This is a genomic window from Amycolatopsis mediterranei (genome assembly GCF_026017845.1).
GTDB lineage: Bacteria > Actinomycetota > Actinomycetes > Mycobacteriales > Pseudonocardiaceae > Amycolatopsis > Amycolatopsis mediterranei.
The window spans coordinates 148592-169852 of record NZ_CP100416.1; the positions used below are offsets into that span (position 1 = coordinate 148592).

At 72.0% G+C, this 21261-nt stretch carries 18 protein-coding genes; 12 read left to right on the forward strand and 6 right to left on the reverse strand.

Going from position 1 to position 21261, the window contains the following annotated elements:
• Window positions 1-38: 38 nt before the first annotated feature.
• Entirely contained in the window at window positions 39-626 is a 588-nt protein-coding gene (locus ISP_RS00735; protein ID WP_013222112.1) for a TMEM165/GDT1 family protein, read from the reverse strand.
• A gap of 186 nt (window positions 627-812) precedes the next feature.
• Here ISP_RS00735 and ISP_RS00740 point away from each other — a divergent pair, with 186 nt between their 5' ends.
• The 5 genes from ISP_RS00740 (at window position 813) to ISP_RS00760 (ending at window position 9199) form a co-directional block, all read left to right on the forward strand.
• On the forward strand, window positions 813-1772 hold the full coding sequence (locus ISP_RS00740; protein ID WP_013222113.1) for a S41 family peptidase: 960 nt from the start codon (window positions 813-815) through the stop codon (window positions 1770-1772).
• A gap of 79 nt (window positions 1773-1851) precedes the next feature.
• Entirely contained in the window at window positions 1852-3327 is a 1476-nt protein-coding gene (locus ISP_RS00745; RefSeq protein ID WP_013222114.1) for a cytochrome ubiquinol oxidase subunit I, read from the forward strand.
• A gap of 114 nt (window positions 3328-3441) precedes the next feature.
• Entirely contained in the window at window positions 3442-4449 is a 1008-nt protein-coding gene (cydB, locus tag ISP_RS00750) for a cytochrome d ubiquinol oxidase subunit II (RefSeq protein ID WP_013222115.1), read from the forward strand.
• A gap of 86 nt (window positions 4450-4535) precedes the next feature.
• Complete coding sequence (cydC, locus tag ISP_RS00755) at window positions 4536-7709, forward strand: thiol reductant ABC exporter subunit CydC (protein WP_013222116.1); 3174 nt, start codon at window positions 4536-4538, stop codon at window positions 7707-7709.
• 47 nt (window positions 7710-7756) lie between these two features.
• The gene (locus ISP_RS00760) at window positions 7757-9199 is read left to right on the forward strand and encodes a GAF domain-containing sensor histidine kinase (RefSeq protein ID WP_230468673.1); all 1443 of its coding nucleotides are present in this window, start codon (window positions 7757-7759) and stop codon (window positions 9197-9199) included.
• A 196-nt stretch (window positions 9200-9395) separates the two neighbouring features.
• Here the strand turns inward: ISP_RS00760 and ISP_RS00765 are convergent, their stop codons facing one another.
• On the reverse strand, window positions 9396-10022 hold the full coding sequence (locus tag ISP_RS00765) for a response regulator (protein WP_013222118.1): 627 nt from the start codon (window positions 10020-10022) through the stop codon (window positions 9396-9398).
• A gap of 285 nt (window positions 10023-10307) precedes the next feature.
• Here ISP_RS00765 and ISP_RS00770 point away from each other — a divergent pair, with 285 nt between their 5' ends.
• Together ISP_RS00770 and ISP_RS00775 are read left to right on the forward strand one after the other, a co-directional pair.
• The gene (locus ISP_RS00770; RefSeq protein WP_013222119.1) at window positions 10308-10790 is read left to right on the forward strand and encodes an excalibur calcium-binding domain-containing protein; all 483 of its coding nucleotides are present in this window, start codon (window positions 10308-10310) and stop codon (window positions 10788-10790) included.
• Window positions 10787-11437 (forward strand): class F sortase, encoded by a 651-nt coding sequence (locus ISP_RS00775; RefSeq protein ID WP_013222120.1) that lies wholly within the window; start codon window positions 10787-10789, stop codon window positions 11435-11437. Before ISP_RS00770 ends, ISP_RS00775 begins: the two co-directional genes overlap by 4 nt.
• On the opposite strand, the gene ISP_RS00780 is transcribed toward ISP_RS00775, so the two are convergent.
• Together ISP_RS00780 and ISP_RS00785 are read right to left on the reverse strand one after the other, a co-directional pair.
• A complete protein-coding gene (locus ISP_RS00780; RefSeq protein ID WP_013222121.1) occupies window positions 11407-13683 on the reverse strand; it encodes a helicase-associated domain-containing protein in 2277 nt (758 codons plus the stop codon). The two genes, ISP_RS00775 and ISP_RS00780, sit on opposite strands and share 31 nt — an antisense overlap.
• A gap of 14 nt (window positions 13684-13697) precedes the next feature.
• Window positions 13698-14501: a thermonuclease family protein gene (locus ISP_RS00785; protein ID WP_013222122.1), complete on the reverse strand. Its 804-nt coding sequence runs from the start codon at window positions 14499-14501 to the stop codon at window positions 13698-13700.
• A gap of 191 nt (window positions 14502-14692) precedes the next feature.
• Between ISP_RS00785 and ISP_RS00790 the strand changes: the two genes are divergently transcribed.
• Together ISP_RS00790 and ISP_RS00795 are read left to right on the forward strand one after the other, a co-directional pair.
• Entirely contained in the window at window positions 14693-16078 is a 1386-nt protein-coding gene (locus ISP_RS00790) for a 3'-5' exonuclease (protein WP_265049894.1), read from the forward strand.
• A gap of 70 nt (window positions 16079-16148) precedes the next feature.
• Complete coding sequence (locus ISP_RS00795) at window positions 16149-16487, forward strand: DUF3024 domain-containing protein (RefSeq protein WP_013222124.1); 339 nt, start codon at window positions 16149-16151, stop codon at window positions 16485-16487.
• Here ISP_RS00795 and ISP_RS00800 read toward each other — a convergent pair.
• Window positions 16484-16801: a nucleotide pyrophosphohydrolase gene (locus tag ISP_RS00800; protein WP_013222125.1), complete on the reverse strand. Its 318-nt coding sequence runs from the start codon at window positions 16799-16801 to the stop codon at window positions 16484-16486. The two genes, ISP_RS00795 and ISP_RS00800, sit on opposite strands and share 4 nt — an antisense overlap.
• A gap of 135 nt (window positions 16802-16936) precedes the next feature.
• On the opposite strand from ISP_RS00800, the gene ISP_RS00805 reads away from it, so the two are divergent.
• From ISP_RS00805 to ISP_RS00815, 3 genes are all read left to right on the forward strand, one after another.
• The gene (locus ISP_RS00805; RefSeq protein WP_013222126.1) at window positions 16937-17857 is read left to right on the forward strand and encodes a nitrate- and nitrite sensing domain-containing protein; all 921 of its coding nucleotides are present in this window, start codon (window positions 16937-16939) and stop codon (window positions 17855-17857) included.
• Window positions 17858-17945: 88 nt separating this feature from the next.
• Window positions 17946-19274: a DUF6880 family protein gene (locus tag ISP_RS00810; protein WP_338000726.1), complete on the forward strand. Its 1329-nt coding sequence runs from the start codon at window positions 17946-17948 to the stop codon at window positions 19272-19274.
• A 226-nt stretch (window positions 19275-19500) separates the two neighbouring features.
• Window positions 19501-21009 (forward strand): hypothetical protein, encoded by a 1509-nt coding sequence (locus ISP_RS00815; RefSeq protein ID WP_013222128.1) that lies wholly within the window; start codon window positions 19501-19503, stop codon window positions 21007-21009.
• A 3-nt stretch (window positions 21010-21012) separates the two neighbouring features.
• Here ISP_RS00815 and ISP_RS00820 read toward each other — a convergent pair whose 3' ends face one another.
• Window positions 21013-21168 carry a hypothetical protein gene (locus ISP_RS00820; RefSeq protein WP_014466515.1) on the reverse strand — a complete coding sequence of 52 codons (156 nt, stop codon included), beginning with the start codon at window positions 21166-21168 and terminating at the stop codon, window positions 21013-21015.
• Window positions 21169-21261 lie beyond the last annotated feature (93 nt).

Genomic DNA, 21261 nt, shown 5'->3' on the forward strand with positions numbered 1-21261 from the left:
TTTCCGAAAGGTTACCGGGTGAACCTGTGAAAGATCGGTCAGAAGGCCAGTTGCACCAAGGCGAACGCCGCGAAACCGGCAAACGCGAACCCGGCGCAGCGCTGGATCAGCTTCGGCTTGATCCGGCTGCGGATCTTGGCGCCGATGAACACGGCGAGCCCGGCCACCACGACGAGCGCGGTGAAGGCGCCCACACCGACCGCGAAGGGGTTGCCGATCCGGGCGGCGAGACTCGCCGTCGCGAGCTGGGAGGCATCGCCCCACTCGGCGGCGAACAGCACGCCGAACGACGTCATCGCGGAGCGGAGGAAGGACTTCGGTGCCGGCCCGACACGCGACGCGTCGTCGCCCGCTTCGTCGGCTTTGCTGAATCCCTCGCGAAGGAGCATGAAAGAGCCGAGGCCGAACATCGCGGCGACGACCAGCGAAAGGACCACGTCCGGTAACAGCGTCAACACGCTGCCGAACGCGACCGCTATGACGCATTGCACGGCGAACGCGGCGCACACCCCGGCGAAAACCGGCCAGCCGCGGAAACGGGTGGTCAGCACCAGGGTCGCGACGAGCGTCTTGTCCGGCAGTTCCACGGCGAGGACCAGGCCGAACGCACTGATCAGCGTCACCACAGCGGGAGTCATGAGTACTTTTCGCCCCTTTCACTGCAACGATAAAGGGGCGATCAGGAAAGCCGCAAGCTGATGGCGAGCGCGAAATTGCCTGATCGGCGGCCATGAATTTGGCATCCAGGGGAGTCGCACATATTTTTTCGGTGTGCCGAATTTCCGGTTGTGGCCTGCGGTAGGTTCACCGGCATGGGGTCACAGGCGCGTGCTGCGCAGGTCGAAGAGGTCATCCGCCGGTTGGAAGCTCACTACGTTTTCCCGGACGTCGCCGCCAAGCTCGCGGAGGTCCTTCGCGCACGCCTCGGCGAAGGCACGTACGCCGACCTCGGCGACGCGGACTTCGCGACGGCCGTCACAGCGGACCTCCAGTCGGTGAACGACGACAAGCACCTGCGGCTGCGCCACCACGCCGGCCCGGTGGCCGAGGACGGTGACGCGGAACACGCGTCGGAGGACTTCCGGCAGACGGCCGAGCTGGAGAACTTCGGGATCGCGTCGGCGCGGCGGCTCCCGGGCAACGTCGGCTACGTCGACACGACCCTGCTCTACCCCCTCGACCTCGCGGCGGCGGCGGTCTCGGCGGCGATGACGCTGGTCGCGCCGGCCGACGCGCTGCTGCTCGACGTGCGCCGCAACCGGGGCGGCACCCCCGACACGAGTGCGTTCCTGCAGAGCTACCTCGTCGACGAGCGGACCCACTACCTCGACATCTACGAGCGCGAGGGCGACCTCGTCACCCAGATGTGGACGCTGCCGTACGTCCCGGGCCCGAAGTTCGGCGGCACCAAGCCGATCTGGGTGCTCACCGGCCCGGCGACGTTCTCCGGCGGCGAAGACCTCGCCTTCTCGCTGCAGCGGCAGGGGCGCGCGAAGACCGTCGGCGAGTCCACCCGGGGCGGCGCCCACCCGCGTGAACAGTACAAAGTGGACATCTATCTGGACGTGACGGTGTCGATCGCCCGCTCGTACGACCCGAAGTCGGGGGAGAACTGGGAGGGCATCGGCGTGCGGCCGGACATCCCGGTCGCCGCGGACAAGGCGTTCGACACCGCGTACGAGCTGGCCCTGCGGCACGTCCTCGAGCTCGGCGACGCGGGCCCGCGGCGGGTCGTGGCGGACGAGGCGCGGGCGGCGCTCGACGAGCTGTAGTCACCCAGGACGTTGGTCCCGGCCCGGACGGGACCAGTTGATCTGGCCGCGGCCGGGCCCCCGGAGCAGGCTGGACCACGTGGAGGTCCTTGAGCTAGCGCGGTGGCAGTTCGGCATCACCACCGTCTACCACTTCCTGATGGTCCCGCTGACCATCGGGCTGTCGATCCTGGTCGCGGCGATGCAGACCCGCTGGGTCCGCACCGGCGAGCTGCGGCACCTGAAGATGACCAAGTTCTGGGGCAAGCTGCTGCTGGTCAACTTCGCCATGGGCGTGGTGACCGGGATCGTGCAGGAGTTCCAGTTCGGGATGAACTGGAGCGCGTACTCCCGCTTCGTCGGCGACGTCTTCGGCGCGCCGCTGGCGATGGAAGGCCTCGTCGCGTTCTTCGTCGAGTCGACGTTCCTCGGCCTGTGGATCTTCGGCTGGGACCGGCTGCCGAAGAAGGTCCACCTGGCGTGCGCGTGGGCGTTCTCGCTGGCCACGATGGCGTCGGCGTACTTCATCCTGGCCGCGAACTCGTGGATGCAGCACCCGGTGGGCGTGACGTTCGAGAACGGCAAGCCGACCATGAACTCGATCTGGGCGGTGCTGACGAACAACACGGCGCTGGCCGCGATCCCGCACACCCTGGCCGGCGCGTTCTCGGTGGCGGCGGCCTTCCTGGTCGGCGTCGCGGGCTGGCACCTGTGGCGCCGCGGTGACCATGCCGACGTGTGGCGCTCCTCGCTGCGGCTGGGCGGCTGGGTCGGCGTGGCGGCGTTCGCGGTCCTCGCGATCACCGGCGACACGCAGGGCAAGCTGATGTTCGAGCAGCAGCCGATGAAGATGGCCTCCGCGGAAGCGTTATGCCATACGGAACAGCCGGCGAGCTTCTCGATCATCGCCATCGGTGACGTCGCGGGGTCGAACTGCGAGGACGTCAAGACGTTCAACGTGCCTGCATTGCTGTCGTTCCTGGCGCACAACGACTTCAAGACCGAGGTCAAGGGCGTCGAGGACCTGATCACCGAGTACCAGGCCAAGTACGGCACGAACTACCCGGACGACCCGGCGCTGGGTTCGCTGGCGGGCAAGCCGATCGACTACGTGCCCAACCTGCCGGTGACGTACTGGGGCTTCCGCATGATGATCGGCTTCGGCGCGGTCTCGGCGGGCATCGGCGTCCTGGCTCTGTGGCTGACCCGGCGGGGCCGCGTCCCGGGCAGCCGCTGGTTCCCCTGGCTGGTCCTCGGTGGCGTCGCCACGCCGTTCCTGGGCAACAGCGCGGGCTGGATCTTCACCGAGATGGGCCGTCAGCCGTTCGTGGTCGTCCCCAACCCGACCGGGGTGGACGGCGTGTGGATGTTCACCGCCCAAGCCGTGTCGCGGTTGACGACGGGGGAGGTGTGGACCTCCCTGATCGCCCTGACCACGGTGTACGCGGCCCTCGGCGTGGTCGAGCTGTACCTGATGCGCAAGTACGTCCGCGGCGGCGTCGATGCGGTGATGCCCCCGAAGAAGCCGGACGACTCCGACAAACCGGGCGAGGACACCCTCGCCTTCGCCTACTGAGGTGCTGACGATGAGTGTCAACGCGACCACTCTCGCGAGTTACCCACAGTTCGTCTGTGGACAACTCGACTCCTTGTGGATAACTCACAGCCACCGGCTGACCGGAGGAACGCGATGAGCCTCGAAATCGCCTGGTTCGTCGTCATCGCCTTCTTCTGGCTCGGCTACCTCTTCCTCGAAGGCTTCGACTTCGGCGTCGGCATGCTGCTGCCGGTGCTCGGGCGCGACAACACCGAGCGCCGCGTCATGGTCAACACCATCGGGCCCGTCTGGGACGGCAACGAGGTCTGGCTCATCGTCGCCGGCGGGGCGATGTTCGCCGCCTTCCCCGCCTGGTACGCGGGCCTGTTCTCGGCCGCCTACCTGCCGCTCCTGCTGGTGCTGCTAGCCCTGATCGGCCGCGGCGTCGCCTTCGAGTACCGCGGGAAGGTCGACTCCGACCGCTGGCGGCGCACCTGGGACCGCGTCATCATGATCGGCTCGTGGATCCCGCCGCTGGGCGTCGGCCTCATCCTCGCCACCACCGTCCTCGGCCTGCCGCTGGACGCCGAGGGCAACCGCGTCGGCTCCGCGTTCGCCGCCATCCGCTGGGACACCCTGCTCGGCGCGGTCGCGATCGCCGCCTTCTCGATCACCCACGGCGCCGCGTTCCTCGCCCTCAAGACCAGCGGTGACCTGCGGGAACGTGCCCGCACACTGGCGCTGAGGCTGCTGCCGATTGCCATGGTGCCGGTGGTCGCCTTCCTCTCGGTCGTCCAATGGCGCGCGGGCACGTTGTGGACGCTCCTCGCGTTCGGGATCAGCGCGGTCGCCGCGGTGGTCGCCTGGCTGCGGCTGCGCGCCGACCGCGACGGTCAGGCCTTCGCCGCGCTTGGCGTCGTCATCGCCGGGGCCGCGGTGGTCATGTTCGGCTCGCTCTTCCCGAACGTCCTGCCCTCGACCCTCGACACCGCCAACACGCTCACCATCGAGGGTGCCGCCTCGAGCCCGTACACGCTGACCGTGATGACGTGGGTCGCCGTCTTCGGCGCCCCGGCCGTGCTGATCTACCAGGGCTGGACGTACTGGGTGTTCCGCAAGCGTATCGGCACCCAGCACATCCCGGCGGTCCACGCGCCATGACAAAACATTTCGGGGGCTCCCGGTGGCGGAGTCCCCGGTTGTCACAGCTTCCTGGCCGCGCTCCTCTTCCCGCCTCGGAGTCCACAATGGACTCGGCGCGGCCGGGAAAGGGCCCGCTCGGCGCATTGCCGGCCCTCGTGCCGGCCGTGCGCCGAGCGCTGGCCCTGGTGGGCTTCCTGTCGTTCGTCAACGCCGCCGCCCTGGTGGCACAGGCATTCCTGCTCGCCGGCGTCCTCGCGACGATCGTCGGAGCAGGTTCCGGGGGGCGCACCGCCCAGCTGGCCGCGCTGCTCGCGCTCGTCGCGACGCGCGCGCTGACCGGCTGGGCGGTGCGCACGGTCTCCGCCCGCGCCGCCGCGACCGCGCAACGCGAGCTTCGCGCCAAGGCCGTTGACCACGCGCTGCGCCTGGGTCCCGAGTGGATCGCCCAGCGTGGCCACGGTGAGCTGACCGCGCTCACCACCCGCGGCCTCGACGCGCTCGACGCCTACTTCCGCGAATACCTCCCCGCCCTGGTGACGGCGGCCGTCGTGCCCCTCGGCGCCGGCGCGGCGATCCTGTTCGCCGATTGGCCGTCCGGCGTGATCGTCGCGCTGACCGTGCCGCTGCTGCCGGTGTTCGCCATCCTCGTCGGCAAGTACACCGCCGACCGGGTCGCCGGCGCGACCGACGCGACGCACCGGATGTCCGGCCGGCTGCTGGAACTCGTGCGCGTGCTGCCGGTGCTGACCGCGTTCCGCCGGGCCGCGGCGCAGGCCGAGACCGTCCGGCGGCTGTCCGAGCGCCACCGCCGCGCGACGCTCAAGACGTTGAAAGTCGCCTTTTCCTCGGCGTTCGTGCTCGAACTGCTCGCGACGCTGTCGGTGGCGCTCGTCGCGGTCGTGATCGGCGTCCGGCTCGCCGGCGGTCACCTGCCGCTGGCCATCGGGCTCGGCGTGCTGATCCTCGCGCCGGAGTGCTACCAGCCGCTGCGCGCGGTCGGCGCCGCGTTCCACGCCAGCGAGGACGGCGTCGAAGCGGTCCGGCGGGTCGCCGACCTGCTGGCTCTGCCGGTGCCCTCGGCGGGGACCGCGATCCCGGCTCGCGGCGAGCTGCGCGTGTCGTCCCTGCGCGTCGCGCGTCGCGGCGGCTTCGCTCCGGACGGCGAGTCATTCGTGGTCCGGCCCGGCGAGACGGTCTGGCTCCGCGCCCCGAGCGGCGGCGGCAAGTCGACGACGCTCTCGGCCCTGCTCGGCTTCGTCCCGGCGCACGACGGCGCCATCACGGTCGGCTCGACGGACCTCGCCGACGCCGACCTCGCGCGCTGGCGCGAACAGGTCGCGTGGGTGCCGCAGTCGCCGGTGTTCACCGGCGGCACGGTCCGCGAGGAGGTGGGGTCCGCCGGTGCGGTGCTCGCCGATCTCGGGCTGGCCGGGCTGGCCGACCGGCCGGTTTCCCAGCTGTCACTGGGCCAGCGTCAGCGGGTCGCCGTCGCCCGGGCGTTGCACCGGGTGCAGGGCGGTGCCTGGTTGCTGCTGCTCGACGAGCCGACGGCCCACCTCGACGAAGCGAGCGCACGCCTGGTGCTCGACGCGGTCGAGCGGGCTGTCGACCACGGCGCGGCGGCCGTCATCGCGGCCCACGAGCGCACCCCGGCGGTCGACCTGCCGTCCTCGCCCGCGGCCCCTGCCGAGACGTCCACAGTGGACTCTTCGGCTGCGCCGCTCAGGTGGCGCGCGCTCCTCGACGGCCGGCTCTTCGGCGGGGCCGCGCTGGGCGCGCTCGCACTGCTCGCCGGGGTCGCGCTGACGGCGACGTCGGGCTGGCTCATCGCCAAGGCGTCCCAGCAGCCGCCGATCCTGACCTTGACGGTGGCGGTCGTCGGCGTCCGCGCGTTCGGGCTCGGCCGCGCGGGGCTCCGGTACGTCGAACGGCTGGTCACGCACGACGCCGCGTTCCGCATCGCCGGCCGCGTCCGGGTGCGGCTGTGGAACTCCCTGGTCCGGCTCGGGCCGGCGCGCAGCCTGCGCGCGGGCGAGGGGCAGCGCCGGCTGGTCGGCGACGTCGACACCGTGCGCGACCTCCTGCCGCGCGTGGTGTCGCCGCCGCTGGTGGTCGCGCTGGTCGCGGCCGGGGCGATCGCCGTCCAGACGTGGGTGCTGCCGGCCGCGGGGGTGACGCTGGCGGCGGCCGTGGCACTCGGGCTGTGCGCGCCGTGGGTCGCCCTGCGCGCCGAGCGCCGGGCGACGTCCGCGCTGGCGGCGGGCCGACGCGAGGTGGCGGCGCGAGTCTTGGTGACGTTCGAAGCGGCGGCCGAGCTGCTCGCGTTCGGCGCCGAGGGGAACCATCGCCGCGCGCTCGCGGCCGCCGACACGCGGCTGGTCACGCAAGCGCGTCGGCAGGCCTTCGGCGTAGGCGCGGCGGAAGCGCTGGTCACGCTGGTGTGCGGAGCGGCGGCGGTCGTCAGCACGGCGCTCGCCGCGGCTGCGGTCGCGGGCGGACGGCTCGACCCCGTCCTGGCGCCACTGCTGGCCCTGGTGCCGCTCGCGCTGGCGGAGGTCCTGGCGCTCCTGCCGCCGGTGGCGCAGCACTGGGACACGTTGCAACGCGCGCGTCGCCGTCTCGCCGACGTGCCGGAAGCGCCTGTGCTCACTTCGCGCGGGGACCGCGTCGAGCTGCGGGGAGCGGACCTCGGCTGGCCGGGCGGACCGGTGGTGCTGCACGACGTCGACGTCGATCTCGCACCGGGCACGTACACGGCGGTGGTCGGCCCGAGCGGAGCGGGCAAGTCGACGCTCGTCGCCGCGTTGCTGGGGTTCCTCCCGCCGCGGCGTGGGGTGGTCGCCGTCCCGGAGGGGGTGGCGTGGGCCCCGCAGGAGCCGATGCTCGCGGCGACGACGATCGCCGAGAACCTCCGGCTGGCCCGCCCGACGGCGACGGAGGAGGAGCTGCGGTCGGCGTTGCACGGCGCGGCGCTGACTGATGTTTCACCGGAGACGGTGCTCGCCAGCGGCGGCACCGGACTGTCCGGCGGCCAGGCGCAGCGGGTGGCGCTGGCGCGGGCGCTGCTCGGGGCGCCGTCGGCGGGGCTCGTGCTGCTGGACGAGCCCACCGCGCACCTGGACGAGGCGACGGCTCAGGCGGTACGGGCGCACTTGCGGGAGGCACTGGCGGGTCGCACGGTGGTGCACGTGACGCACCGGGCGGACGAAGCGGACGGAGCGGACGTGGTCCTCGAGATCCGCGACGGCCGGGTCGTCACCCGGGTGCCGGTGTCGTGATCGATTCCCGCTGTGTCCTTGCCGCGCCGCCCCCGCACCGCGCGATAATGACGGAACTCATGGATCCGACGCTTGCCGCGCGCGCACTGTCCGCAGCCACCGAGATAACGAGCACCGCCCTGTCCGGCGACGACCCGGGAGCGGTGCTGGACACGGTCGTGGCAAGAGCGGCGGAGCTGGCCGACGCCGACCTGGGCCTGGCCATGGTCAGTACCGAGGACGGCCGAGTGGTGGTCGAGGCCGCCCACTACGCTACAGCCCACCCGGCAAGTGAGGGCATAGCCCACCCGCTCGCCCCCGCCCGACAGGCGGGCGATGGTCCGGTTAGTGGCCCGGCGTTGGATACCGACCGCGGCGGCAAGCTGGCCGACGGCGCGAGTGGCACCGGAGCAGTTCCGACGACCGGCGGCCGGCGTGACACCGCAGCCACAGCCTCGGCAGCCGGTGAGGCGACCGCTTCCACCGCCCCCAGCGCACCGGCGGGCGATGCACGCGGCGACTCCCCCCAGCCATCCGGCAGCCCGGAGCCACTTCCTGGCCCAGCCTCCGCCGGAGACTCCTTGCGCGGCCTGGCTCTTCCCGCCGACTCCGCGGCCGGGCAGGTGGCCCGTGGTGGCGAACCCGTCTCCAGCGCGGACTTCACCGTCGACCCGCGGACCGCGCCCTATGTGCCCGCCGAACTTCATGGCTACGGGCCCTTCGCGGCCGCGCCGTTCGGGTCCGGGGGGCGGGTTCTCGGGTCGCTCACCGTCTACCGGAAGCGGGGTCGTGAGCCCTTCTCTGCCGGGACCGTCGAGATGCTCGTGGCCTTCGCCGCGCAAGCCGGCGTTGTCCTCGCGCTCGCCGAGGGCGCCAACGCCCGCCACCGGGTGGCTCTCTACGAAGAGCGCGAGCGCATTGCCCGTGAGCTGCACGACGTCATCGTCCAGCGGCTCTACGGTGCCGGGATGCAGCTGGACCGCGTCCGGCGCAACATGCGCAAGCGGTTCGCCCAAGCCGACGGGGCCCGGCTCTCCGACGCCATCGACCAGCTCGACCAGACGATCGAAGAAATCCGCGGCACGGTGCGCGCGCTGCGCTCACCGGAGCCTCGCCACGACACCGGCACGCCCGCCGACCTTGCCGAGTCGGCGCGCGGCGAGGTCCGCATCGCCGGCGAGCTGCTCGGCTACCCGCCGACCCTGGAGCTTTCCGGCGAATTCGCCGACGTCCCCGCGGAACGCGCCGACCACATCCGGGCCGCCCTGCGCGAGGCACTGTCCAATGTGGTCAGACATTCCGGCGCCAGCGAAACCCGCGTGACGCTGACCAGGGACTCCGGCGGAGTGAAACTCCGCGTCCGGGACAACGGTTCCGGCGTTCCCCAAGGCGTTGCCACCCGTGGCCTGCGTCATCTCGCCGAACGCGCGGACGCCGCGGGCGGGAAGTTCTTCCTGAACTCCTCACCCAGCCTCGGCACGCTCGTCGCGTTCGATCTGCCTCTCGACTGACCCCTGCTCCTGTGACTCACCCTTCTCGGGTCATCCAGTCCTCCCTTCCACGCCCTCGTCGTTGATCTTACCGGCTGGTCGAACATATATTCGACTCACGTTCGAGTGAATCTGTGGCCGAAACGGCCTGATCGACATGGCGGTCCGTGACCGGACGGAGAAAGGTTGCAGCGAACGGCGGATTGCGGACGAGCGGCTACTTCTCGCGCCGCACGATCCAGGCGGCGGCCTGCGTCCGGCGCTGCATGCCGAGCTTCGCCAGCACCGACGTGACGTAGTTCTTGACCGTCTTCTCCGCGAGGAACAACCGCTCGGCGATCTCGCGGTTCGACAGGCCCTGGCCGATCAGCTCGAGCACGTCGCGTTCGCGCTCGGTGAGCGTCGCCAGCTCGTCCGTCGGCGGGTGCCGCATCTTGTCCAGCACGCGCGCGGTGCTCACCGGGTCCAGCAGCGACCGGCCGGCCGCCACCTCGCGGACCGCGTTCACCACGTCCTGCCCCCGCACCTGCTTCAGCAGGTAGCCCGCGGCGCCGGCCATGATCGCGCCGACCATCGCCTCTTCGTCGTCGAACGCGGTGAGCATCAGGCAGGCCGGTGGGTTCGGCTTCGACCGCAGCTCGCGGCAGAGCGTGATGCCGTCGCCGTCGCCGAGGCGGACGTCGACCACCGCGACCTCCGGCTCGACGTGCATCGCCACCGCCAGGGCCTCTTCGACGCTGCTCGCTTCGGCGACGACCTCGATGTCGGGCTCGTCGCCGAGGAGGTCGCGGAGCCCGCGGCGGACCAGTTCGTGGTCGTCGACGAGCAGTACCTGGATCGGCATACCCCGAGGTTACGGGGTGCGTGGAGCCCGCGGTGGCGGCCGGTCGGCACCGTCACACGTGAATTACCTCAAAGGTGTGACCGCGTACCCCGTAACATTCCGCCCGGTAGGCATTCCTGAGGCACAAAACCGCAGGTCGAAGCGCAATCGGCGAAGAATCACCAGTCAGCCCGTTCTTCGTGGGACGCTGGCATTTCCGGAATTCCGGAATAGTCCGTAACGGCACCGCCGAGGCGGCGATAGTAACCACGCAATCGCCCCAGATTCCGTTCGGAAGGAATTCCGTTGTCCCTGTTTCGTCGTGCCTTGACGACGGCCGCCGCCGTCGCCGGGTTGGCTCTCCTCGGCCCCGTCCCCTTCGCCTCCGCGCAGCTCGCGACGCCCCTCGTCGGCGACCTGGACTGCAAGAACTTCCAGTACCAGGAGGAAGCCCAGGCAGTTCTCGACGCCACGCCGGGTGACCCCAACGACCTGGACCGCGACAAGAACGGCATCGCCTGCGAAACGCTCCCGCACCGTCCGAAACAGCCGAGCACTACCACGTCGACGGCGGAGAAGCCGGCCACCACAAAGCATTCCGCACCGAAGACGACCACCAAGAAACCCGCCACCGGCGGCCAGGTGAAGGTCAAGCCGGCCGGCGGCGTCGCCACCGGCGGCGGTGAGCCGGACGACGAGGTCCCCGGCTTCCTCGTGCTCAGCGGCACGCTGCTCGCCGCGACGGTGTCCGGCGGCATGGTGCTCTACCTGCGCCGGCGCCCGAGTTGAGGCACCCACGCCTGTGGCCGGCGGTCGCGGCGGTCGCCGCCGCGTTCGGCGTGGTCCTGGCCGTGGCCCTCGTCCTCGTCCTGTCGCCGAAAGCGCCGCAGGAGATCGCCCCGCCGAGCCCGGCCGCCACGAACCCGGCGGGCACCGCGAGCCTCGCGCATCCCTCGCCAACGGCCGCCGACGGCCTCCCCGCGGCGAAACCGGCGTCACTGACCATCCCGGCGATCGGCGTGCGGGCCGAGGAGATCAAGGACCTCGGCCTCACGCCGGAGGGCGCGCTGGAAGTCCCGGGCGACGCCACCACGGTGGGCTGGTTCACCGGCGCGCCGTCGCCCGGGGAGGCCGGCCCGGCGGTGCTGGCCGCGCACGTCGACTACAAGCACGTGCCCGGCGCCTTCTCCCGCCTGAAGGAACTGCGTCCCGGCGAGCAGGCCAAGGTCGGCCGCGCGGACGGCCGGGTCGCGGTCTTCACCGTCTACCGCGTCGACCACTACCCGAAGGCCACGTTCCCGACCGACCAGGTCTACGGCGACACACCGGACCCCGAGCTGCGGCTCATCACCTGCGGCGGGGCGTTCGACCGGGCGAGCGGCAACTACCTCGACAACGTCGTGGCCTACGCGAGGCTCACCGCCGTCGAAGCCTGAGCCAGGTCGATCCGGCTCAGTTCGAGCCGCCGGTAGGTGCGCTCCCGGAGGGACCAGACGTCCAGGACGTCGCCGTCGAGCTCGGGGTAGGCGATGACCAGGTGCTCGCCGCCGTACGCGATGTCGACCGGCAGCCCGGCTTCGAGCTGCCAGCAGAGCTGCTGCTGCTTCGGCGTGAGCCGGCCCGCGTAGCGGTCGCTCATCGCCCGCGCGAGCTGCCCGCGCAGCAGGGCCGGGCCGCTCGCCGGGGCGGCCAGCAACCGCTCGGCATGGCCGGCGGGATCGGGTGGCAACTCGCCGGGTTCGGGGTCGCGGACGGCCAGCGTCGGCTCGGCCTGGTCACGCGCGGGCAGCACGATGCTGCCGTCCGCGGCGTGGCGGGTCGGCGCGTAACCCGCGTCGCGCAACGCCTCCAGCGTGCGTGCGGCGTCCACAGTGGACGTCAACACGGTCGGCGCCACCGGGCGCAGGCCGAGTTTGGCGAGCTTCCGGTGCGCGGCGAGCTCGGCCAGCACGGCGGGTTCGCCGACGACGACGCTCGCGACGTCGTACACCTGCGCCTCGCCGTGCCTCCGCGCGACGTCGTTGACCAGGTACACCAGCGGCTGCGGCAGGTCGCCCGCGGCGATCGCCCGCAGGTCGTCGAGCAGTCCGGCCGTCGTCGCGCCCTGGTCGAACGCCCGCCGCACGGACGCCGGGGAGAACCGCCAGCTGGTCGCGGTGCCCTGCGCTTCGCGGTCGGCGACGCGGTCGAGCAGCGCCGCGAGCCGGGCGTCGGGTGAGCCGGGCACGATCGCCGTCAGGTCGGTGCCGAACAACGCCGTGGTGCGGGCCCGGGAGACCAGTTCACCGGTGACTTCGACGAGCCTGTCCGGGGCGAGCAGGGCGCGTCCGGCCGCGGTCACGGCACCGTGCGCGACGACGCCGAGCAGTTCGCCGTCGCCGAGCGCGTCCCGGACGTGTCCGGCGATGTCGTCGGTCGGCAGCAGCGGCGCGTGCCACTCGGCGAGCCGGATCAGCGCGTCGATGTCGAGCGCGTCGCCGGGAGCGAGCCGCGCCAGCAGCCGCAGGACCAGCCGCCGCATCAGCGCGTCGACGTCGGTCTCGAACTCCGGTGGCGCCGGGTCCCACCAGGTCGTCAGCAGCAAGCGGTACAACAGCGCCGGCGCCGGGCGCGCGAGGTCCGGATCCGGCGCGAGCGTGGGCGCGGGTGCCTTCTGCCCGCGACGCGGCGGCGGTGGCTCGTCGGCCACCAGCAGCCCGGCCTGCGCGGCGAGGTCGATGGCCAGCTCGATCTCCGCCGGGGTGGCCCCGGTGTCCTTGGCGAGCTTCTTGACCAGCCGGGTCCCGATCGAGCCGTCCTTGAGCAGCGGCAACGGTTCCGCGGCGGCCAGGTCGAGGACCGCCGACACGCGGTCGAGCAACCGCAGTGCCGCCGCCGCCGACGCCGCTTCGGCCGCTTCGGCACCGGTGTGGGTCACGGCGTACGCGGGTTCCCCGGGCGTGAACGGCAGCTGGTGGTCCGGGCCGCGCAGCGCGAGCGACACCTCGATCGGCATGGCCACCGTGCCGTAGTAGGTCCCGTACAGGAAGCCGTGGTCGAACGCCCAGCCCGCGGGGGCCAGGCCCTGCACCTCGGGAACGCCCTCGGCCATGTCCCGCAACAGCTTCTGCGTCTCCTCGGGCGCGGTGGCGAAGAGGTCGCGGACGGCATCGCCGTCCCGGAAGAACTGCACGAGCCCGAGCAGGAGCTGCGGCTTCCGTTCGGTGTCGGGCAGCCCGAGAGCCCGCGACAGCTTCGCCAGCCGGCTCGTGCCGAGCTCGCCGAGCAGGCCGCCGACGGGCTGGCCGAGCCCTTCGGCGGCGAAGCTGTTGCGGTGCAGCAGCTCCGGCAGGACGACGCCGTCCGCGGCCGGCCACAGCAGGGCACGCTCGGCCAGGTCGTCCACAATGGACTCGACGGCTCCGGCGTCCGTGCCGAGCAACCGGGCGACCTCCGCGACGGGTGCCGGCCGCTGCCCGAGCGCGTAACACAGCTGGACGGCCCGCATGACCTGCACCAGCGGCGTCGGCAGGCCAAGCAGCGCGGCATCGATCGACTCGGCGGCCGCGAGCCGGGCGGCCACGACGTCCAGCCGTCGCGGCCACGGGTCCTGCAGCACGTCCGGCCGGTGGGCCAGCACCTTCGCGAGGGCAGCCGTGTCCAGGCCCGCGAGCCTGCCGAGCAGTTCGTCGGCGGTCGTCATCGGCCCAGGCTAGATCACCGTTCGCAGGCGATGCCGTCGCCGTCGCGGTCGAGCGCGGGCCGGTAGCCGGGTTCGCCGCGGTGGAGCGGCGCCGCGTGGGCGGCCTTCGCCGCCGAGCAGTTCGCGTAGTAGACGCCGGGCGCCGGGGCGTCTTCGGTGGTCTCGACGGGCGCCGGCGGGGGAGCGGCCTTGGTGGCCGGGGCCGGCTTCGGAGTCGTGATCGGGGCCGGGGCCGGAGTGGGCGCCGGGGCCGGGGCGGGCGCGTCGATGGTCCCTTGGCACGGCGGTCCCCACAGCCCGCTGACGGCTTGCTTCGCCGCGGATTCGCCGGCGGCGAGCGCGGGCAAAGCGGCGGTGGTCGCGTACTTGAGATAGCCCTTTTGAATCGCCAGAGTCGCGTAGTCCTGCCCGTCGGCGAGCGTCAAGGCGATGCCTTGCGCAGTTTCCGCGCCGAGCTTGACCGCGTTGCCGGAAAGCGTCGAGGTGGCCCAGGCGAGCGATTCCGCCGCGTAGCAGCCGGTGCTCGCGACCGGGGCGATCACGCCCAGGACGTGCACCGTTTTGCTGGTGCCGTCGCTGCCGTTGACCACGACGGTCGCGCCGTCCGTCACGCTGCCGACGGTGTAGGCGACGGCCGCCGGCGTCGGTGCCGGAGACGCAGTTGTGCTGGTCGGCCGGGGTGCCGAGGTCGCCGGAGCGGCGGCGCTCGTGAGCTTCGGCTCGGGCGCCTTCCCGAAGACCGCTCCGAGCACGAACAGGACCGTGAAGGCGGCCAGGACGATCTTCAGCCAGTTCGGAAAGCGCTTCTTCGGCTGCATGCGGGATTTCCTCGTTCCTCGATCGACGTGCCGAGGGTGTACTCGGGAAATCGGCCGCCCTCGTTACGCGGTGGCTCGTGATCGACCACCAGTCGTTATCCGGCGGAATGTTGCCGTCACGATCACGTCACGAACCACGGCCGCACGCCGAAAAGCTGTCACAAGCGCCGGCCGGGAAACGACCTGCGGACGTGATCGAATCCCTCCCGCTGCTCGGCGCCGGCGGCTGTTCCGCCGCCGGCCTCGAGTTCACCGTCGTGGACATCCGGACCACCGGGCTGCGCTCCGGACGCGTCGTCGAACTCGCCGCGGTGCGGGTCAGCGCCGACGGCTCGTTCGGCGGGGAGCTGACGACGCTGGTCGATCCCGGACCCGGGGTGCCGCCCGGTCCGGCGCTCGTCCACGGCATCACGCGCGGCGAACTCGACGGTGCGCCGTCGTTCGGCGAGGTGCTGGGGCCGTTCCTCGACCTGTGCGCCGGCAGCGTGCTCGTGGCGCACGACCTCGCGTCCGCCGGCGCCTTCCTCGACCGCGAGATCGGGGCACTCGGGGTCCGGATGCCGGTGCTGCCGGGCGTTTCGACGCAGGCGGCCGCCCGTTCGGTGGTGCGGCTGCCGAACTACCGGCCGGCCACCGTGGCGCACGCCCTCGGGGTGCCCACCCGGCCCGGGCAGTCGGCGTTGTCCGGTGCGCGGACGGTCGCCCAGCTGGTGGTGGGCTTGTTCGGGCGGTACGGCCTGACGTTCGCCTCGCCACCGGTCCTGCCCGGCCTGCCCCGGTTCGCCGACGGCCGGCTGCTGCCCCGCGGCGAGGCGTTGCCCGCCGAGCCGGGGTGGATGGCCGAGGCCGTCGAGCGGATCCCCGGCGGCGGGGCCGGGGACGCCTACCTCGACCTGCTCGCCGGAGTCGTCGCCGACCAGCACCTCGCGCACGACGAGGTGGCGGCCCTGGCCGTGTTGGCGAGCGAGGCCGGCATGTCCGAAGGGCACGTGCGGGCGACGCACGAACGGCTCGTGACCGCGCTGCGGGAGATCGCGGAACGGGACGGCGTGGTGACCGCGGCGGAGTCGCGCGAGCTGCGGCAGGTGGCCACCGCACTCGGCGTCGCCGACGCCGGCGAGTTGCAGCCCACCGCGGCCGGGAAACCGACGCGGGTGCTGGTGCTCGGCACCACGGTGGCGGCGGACCGGCTGCGGGCCCGGGTCCTCGCCGAGGGCGTCCAGCTGGCCAAGAAGCTGACCGCGAGCGTCACCCACCTCGTGGCCGACGCGTCCGTGCCCGCGGACGAGCCCCGGCTGATGCGGGCCGCCGAGCTGGGCGCGGTCCTGCTCGACGTCGGCGTCGCCCCGGTGGCCCTCGGCTTCGAGCCGCCGCCCGCGCCACCGGCCGCGACGGCGGCCCGGATGCCGAAGCTCGTCGGCGGGCGGGTCCTGATGGGGATCGGGCTGCTGCTGATGTTCATCGTCGTGGTCGCGATGTTCGCGGGAACTCCGCTGGCCGCCGGGATCTTCCTCGCCGTCTTCGGCGTGGGTGCCCTGCTCGGCGGGTGGTGGCTGGCCGAGCCCGCGCCGCGCTAGTCGGCCGCGCCGGTCGCCGGTCCGGTGCCCCCGTGCGGCCGGCTCGAGCGGGACCCGGTTCACTGGAACCATGGCGGCAATTCCGGAGCTCGCGCTGCGGCAGATCGAACGGTGGTGCGCGCAGCGCGTCCCCGAGCACCTCCAGGACCGGATCCGCGTCGAGTGCCGGCCGCGCGGCCGCGCGGTGACCATCGTCGAACTCCGCGCGCCGTGGTCGCCGCAGGCCGGGCCCGACTGGAGCGAGCAGAAGATCGCGCAGCTGCGGTTCGACGAGTTCGGCATCTGGTCGGTGTGGTGGGCCGACCGGAACGGGAAGTGGCTGAGCTACCCGGACGCGCCGGTCGCCAGCACACCGCCCGCGCTGCTCGCCGAAATCGACCGCAACCCCGGCGGGGTGTTCTGGGGCTAGGCCGGCGGCGGGAAGCGGACCTCGTTGCGGTCGATCTTCGCGTGGGCCGCGGCGGCCAGGTCGACGTCGAGCCGGTCGGCCAGCTGCAGCAGGTACAGCGTGACGTCCGCGATCTCGTCCAGCACCTTCCCCTCCAGCGCCGGATCCTCGCGCCATGCGTCGGACTCCTCGGGGGTCAGCCACTGGAACAGCGAGGTCAGCTCGCCGACCTCACCGGAAAGCGCCATGACGAGGTTCTTCGGGGTGTGGTACGGCTCCCAGGCGCGGGCCGCGGCGAAACCGCGCAGGCGCTGGGTCACGTCGTCGAAAGTCACGGCCGCGATTCTCCCCGCGTAGTCACCCTGCGCTAACAGCCGTATGGCGGATTGGCGTTGACCGGTGAATCTCTCACTCAATAGGTTGAACTTCGTCGGGATGCTTGCGGGGACCAAGGCTGGGAAGGGAACGTCTTGAAGTACCTGCGATCCGTCCGCGGCCGCATGCTGGGCATCGCGTTCATCCCCGGTGGCGCGCTCGTCGCCGTGGCTCTCGTGATCGCGATTCTCCTGATCCACCAAGCGGTTCGGACGCGGGACACGGCCGTGGAGACGGCGGCGGCCGCGGACCGCACGGCCCGCGCGGTGGTCGCGTTGCAGGCCGAGCGAAGCGCGGCGATGGCCGTGCCCGAACAGCGCAGTGCCGCGTATGCGACTTACACACAGCGGATCGAGTCCGCCATCGCGGGCCTGCGCGACTACGCGCGCCACGCCCCGGACGCCGAATCCGCCTGCCAGCAGACGACCGCCGTGGAGCTGCTTTCCGTCGCCGAGGGCATGGATCGCTCCGATTCCCTCGCTCTGGCCGGGCTGGACAACGTGACGCGGGGATCATTCACCTCCGCCGTTGCCTCCTACCGGACCGAGCTGGCCCGGGTCGTCCCGCAACTCACCGAGAGTGGCCGGATGGCGTACGACTCGCTCACCCGTAGCGCCGAATGGAGCAGGCTGGCGGCCACCGAGAACGCGTTCACCGCCGCCGAACCGCTTCCGGTCCCCGAACCGACGTGGCGCAGTTCCTCCTACGCGGTGTCCGCGCAGCTCGGTCTGCTGTACACGCAGCAGAGCCAGTACGCCGTGCAGCTGACGCTCGACGACGGCCGCCGCACGCTCGCCGGTGCCCTGGCGGCGGGCACGGCGCTCCTGCTGTTCGCCGGGCTGCTGATGGTGGTGGTCCGGCGGCTGGTGGCCCGGGTTCCGGTGCCGGTCGTCCCGATCATGGTGCCGACCGTGCACGCGGCCATCCCGCGACCCCGCCACGCACGGTCACGACGGCCGGGCCTCCCGGATCCCTGGCCGCTGAAAGCCGTGTTCGACGACCTGCGCCGCCGCTGAGCCGCTCACGCAACGTGATGGATTACTCCGAAAAGAGCACGCGGTTGGCCCACACGCGTGGTGGTGGACGTCAGGCACACTGGTGCGCGTGAGTCCCCCCTCGGATCTTCGCCCCTACCTGCGCACTTTGGACGCGGAGACGCTGGCGGACCTGCTGCACGCCCAAGCCGAGCGCGATCCCGAGCTGCGGCACTCGCTCGAACTGCGCGCGGCCACCCAATCCGGTGACGTCACCGAGGCGGCGCACCGGCTGCTGGACACCGCGGTCACCGACGGGAACGTCGAGTACACCGCCAAGATCGGCGCGGTCCTCGACACGCTGCAGCGGATGCTCGACGCCGGCAGCCGCGCCGACCTCGCCCCGCTGGCCCGGCGCACGGTCGACGACATCAGCGAGGTGCTGGAGCAGTCCGGCGACCACGCCGGCGACCTGGCCGACCGGCTGGACCGGGCCGTCGAGCTGTACGCCCGCGCGTGCGCCGCCCGGCCGCCGGACCCGGAGAAGCTGGCCGACTGGATCCTCGAGGTCGAGTTCGACGGCCCCGGCCGCCCGGTGATCGACCTCGCCGAGTTCGCGACGGCGCTGGGTGAGCCGGGGCTCAAGCGGATCAAGTCCACTGTGGACGACGTGCTGGCGGCGAACGGGCCGGGCCACCGCCGCGACGTGGCCGAACGGCTGCGCGAGCAGCTGGCCGAGGTGCTCGGCGACGTCGACGAGCTGGTGGCGATCCTGTCGGCCAAGCCGCCGCGCGTGGACGTCAGCCTCAAGATCGTCCGGGTGCTGCGGGCCGCCGGACGGCACAGTGAGGCCATCGCGCACGCCGCCCGCGCGCTCACCCACGACAAGCAGCCGTCGCCTCCCGAACCGGAAAGCGAGACCTCTCGCCGTCGCAAGGAATTCGACGCCAAACCGGATCGCGAGACGTTCGCCGCCTTGCGCGAGGCCGCGACGGCCGACGGGAAGTGGACGGTGCAGCGCCGGGACGCGCTGGCGTGCCTGCGCGAACGTGCCGCCGAAGGGGTCCAGCAGGCCGACGAGCTGGTCCGGGTCCTGCTCGACGACGGCCGTCCCGACGAAGCCTGGCGCGCCTGTGTCCGGTTCGGGGCGTCGGCGGAGCTCAAGCTCGAGCTGGCCGAACAACGGGCCGCCGAGCACCCGGCCGAGACGATCCCGGTCTTCCGCGAGCACGTCGACGAACTCATCGAGCGCAAGGACCCGCAGGCTTACCAGGAGGCCGCTCGCCGGCTGAAGCTGTTGCGCACCTTGCACAAGCGGGCCGAGACGGCGGACGAATTCACCGCTTACCTGGCCGCGCTGGTGGAAAACCACCGGCGGAAAACCCGGCTGATCACGGAAATCCGGGCCGCCAGGATCGCCATGCCGAAAGCCGTAACCTCGCCGCGCACCCCTCGTTGAGCGAGGTGAACCGGTGTTACACGTGCACCGGGACATCGTGAGCGCGCCAGGCGTCGCGGTGGCCCAGTTCCGTCGTCCGCCTCGGCGCCTCCCCGCCGAGCTTCGGCGGGACCCGCGCCAGGGCCACCGCGACCGGCTCGCGGTGTTGAACCGGGGCCGCGCCCCGGGCCGGGGGCTTCGCCACCCGGACCCCCGCAAGAAATGGGGGAAGTGAAACCATGAGGCCATGAGCCCGGTCAGTCGCGCCCGCAAGAAGGCCCCGCAGCCCGTCACCCACAGCGTGACCGGCTTGTTCAAGGACGTCCTGAACGACTTCTCCGCGCTGGGCGCCGACCCCGCGCCTGCCGACGTCGAACTGCTCGCCTCCGAGGTGCTCGGCCAGTTCCACGACCTGCCCGTCGAGGACGGCGAAGAGCCGCTCGGCCTGGAACTCATCGCTTTCGCGCAGCGCAAGATCACCCCGGGCGCCGCCGCGCTGCTGGCCGCGCTGAAGGTCGTCGCCGAGACCGACGTCGAGCGGAAGGCCGCCGACGCCGGGCTGCAGGTCGTGCTCGGCCGCGGCATCCCCGCGCCCCCGTGGGCCGACGGGCTGGGCCGGGTCACCGCAGGCGAGTGCTGGCGGACCGGTGACGTCTACGGCGACGAGTCGTCCCTGCTCTGCGTCTTCTCCCACGGCGACCAGGCGTACGGCCTGCTCGCGCTGCTCGACTTCACCGAGGGCGGCCGGGTGCGGGACCTCGTCGTGATCGACCAGCCCGCCGACGTCATAGCCGAGATGCGGGAGCAGTCCGACGCCGACCCGGAACTGGTCCTCTTCGAAGCGGTCGACCCCGCCGAGGCCCACCGCCTGATCGCGGACGGCCTCGCCGCCACCGACCACCTCGACGAGGCCGACGTCAGCGAGGACTACGCCCGCTTCCACGCGGTCGCGCTGACGTGGTGCCGCGCGCTGCCGGAGCCCGCGCTCGTGCCCGAGGTGGCCGAGTGGTCCGACACCGAGCGCGCCGCCGTCGTCGAGCAGTTCGTCGCGGCGAGCGGCGAGGACGCCGACGCCGCCCGCGCGATCGGTGGCCTGCTGCTCGAACACGGCCTGCGCACCGACCCGGGCAACCCCCTGCGCGTCGGGCCGGAAAAGATCGCGCGGTTCCTCGAGGGCCTGCTCGGCGAGGAGTACGAGCTCGACGCCGACCACGAGGACGCCGTCGAGCCGGTCGTGCTGGCCTGGGTGCAGTGGACGGGCGAGCGGGCGCACCTGACCGAGACCGCGATCGCCGCCCTCGACGAGGCCGTCTCCGACTACCTCAGCGAGTACGGCGACGATGACGACTCACCGCTGGAGCGCTACTTCGCCGACACCGCCGACCTGTCGCCGACCGAGCTGGCCGACGCGCTGGAGCGCCGGATGTTCGCCGTGCCGTCGCTGACCACGGAAATCGACGAGGAAGAAGTCGACCTCGACCCGACCGACCCCGACCAGCGCCGCGCGCTCGTCATCGCCGAGGCCGACGAGGACGAGGAAGAGCGGCGGCTGATCCTGCGCGCGACGATCGTCGACCAGCTGTGGGACAACGAGCCCGCCGAGGTCTGGCCGGCCGTCGAGCGCCTCCAGGAGGGCGAGCTCGACCGAGACGAAATCTTCGAGCAGCTGATCGACACGCTGGAAAACAGCCTGCTGGACGGGGAAAACCTCGAATACGACGAAGACGCCTACGTCGAAGCGCTGGCCGAGCTCTGATCGCTAGGGGAGGGGGCCCGCCGGTTCGACTGACTTCGCCTTGCGACGGCGCTCTTGCAGCTTGTCGTCGAAGTCGACGACGAACGTTCCGGCGGCCATCGCGATCAGCAAGGCCAAACCGAGCACCGCACCGACCCACGTGAGGATCATCGTGAACATCGTGGGCCTCCTCCCCAGCTCAGAGCTGTTTTCCTGACTTCTTCAGGGTCGCTTTCACAAGCGGCCGGGGGTATCGGCCAACCGGTTACGGCT

Coding starts and splice junctions, on each gene's coding strand:
- ISP_RS00785 (WP_013222122.1), bottom strand. CDS start 14,501: ATGCAGCCGAAGAAGCGCTTTCCGAACTGGCTGAAGATCGTCCTGGCC.
- ISP_RS00815 (WP_013222128.1), top strand. CDS start 19,501: ATGAGCCCGGTCAGTCGCGCCCGCAAGAAGGCCCCGCAGCCCGTCACC.
- ISP_RS00820 (WP_014466515.1), bottom strand. CDS start 21,168: ATGTTCACGATGATCCTCACGTGGGTCGGTGCGGTGCTCGGTTTGGCC.
- ISP_RS00795 (WP_013222124.1), top strand. CDS start 16,149: ATGGCGGCAATTCCGGAGCTCGCGCTGCGGCAGATCGAACGGTGGTGC.
- cydC (WP_013222116.1), top strand. CDS start 4,536: ATGGACTCGGCGCGGCCGGGAAAGGGCCCGCTCGGCGCATTGCCGGCC.
- ISP_RS00780 (WP_013222121.1), bottom strand. CDS start 13,683: ATGACGACCGCCGACGAACTGCTCGGCAGGCTCGCGGGCCTGGACACG.
- cydB (WP_013222115.1), top strand. CDS start 3,442: ATGAGCCTCGAAATCGCCTGGTTCGTCGTCATCGCCTTCTTCTGGCTC.
- ISP_RS00765 (WP_013222118.1), bottom strand. CDS start 10,022: ATGCCGATCCAGGTACTGCTCGTCGACGACCACGAACTGGTCCGCCGC.
- ISP_RS00760 (WP_230468673.1), top strand. CDS start 7,757: ATGACGGAACTCATGGATCCGACGCTTGCCGCGCGCGCACTGTCCGCA.
- ISP_RS00740 (WP_013222113.1), top strand. CDS start 813: ATGGGGTCACAGGCGCGTGCTGCGCAGGTCGAAGAGGTCATCCGCCGG.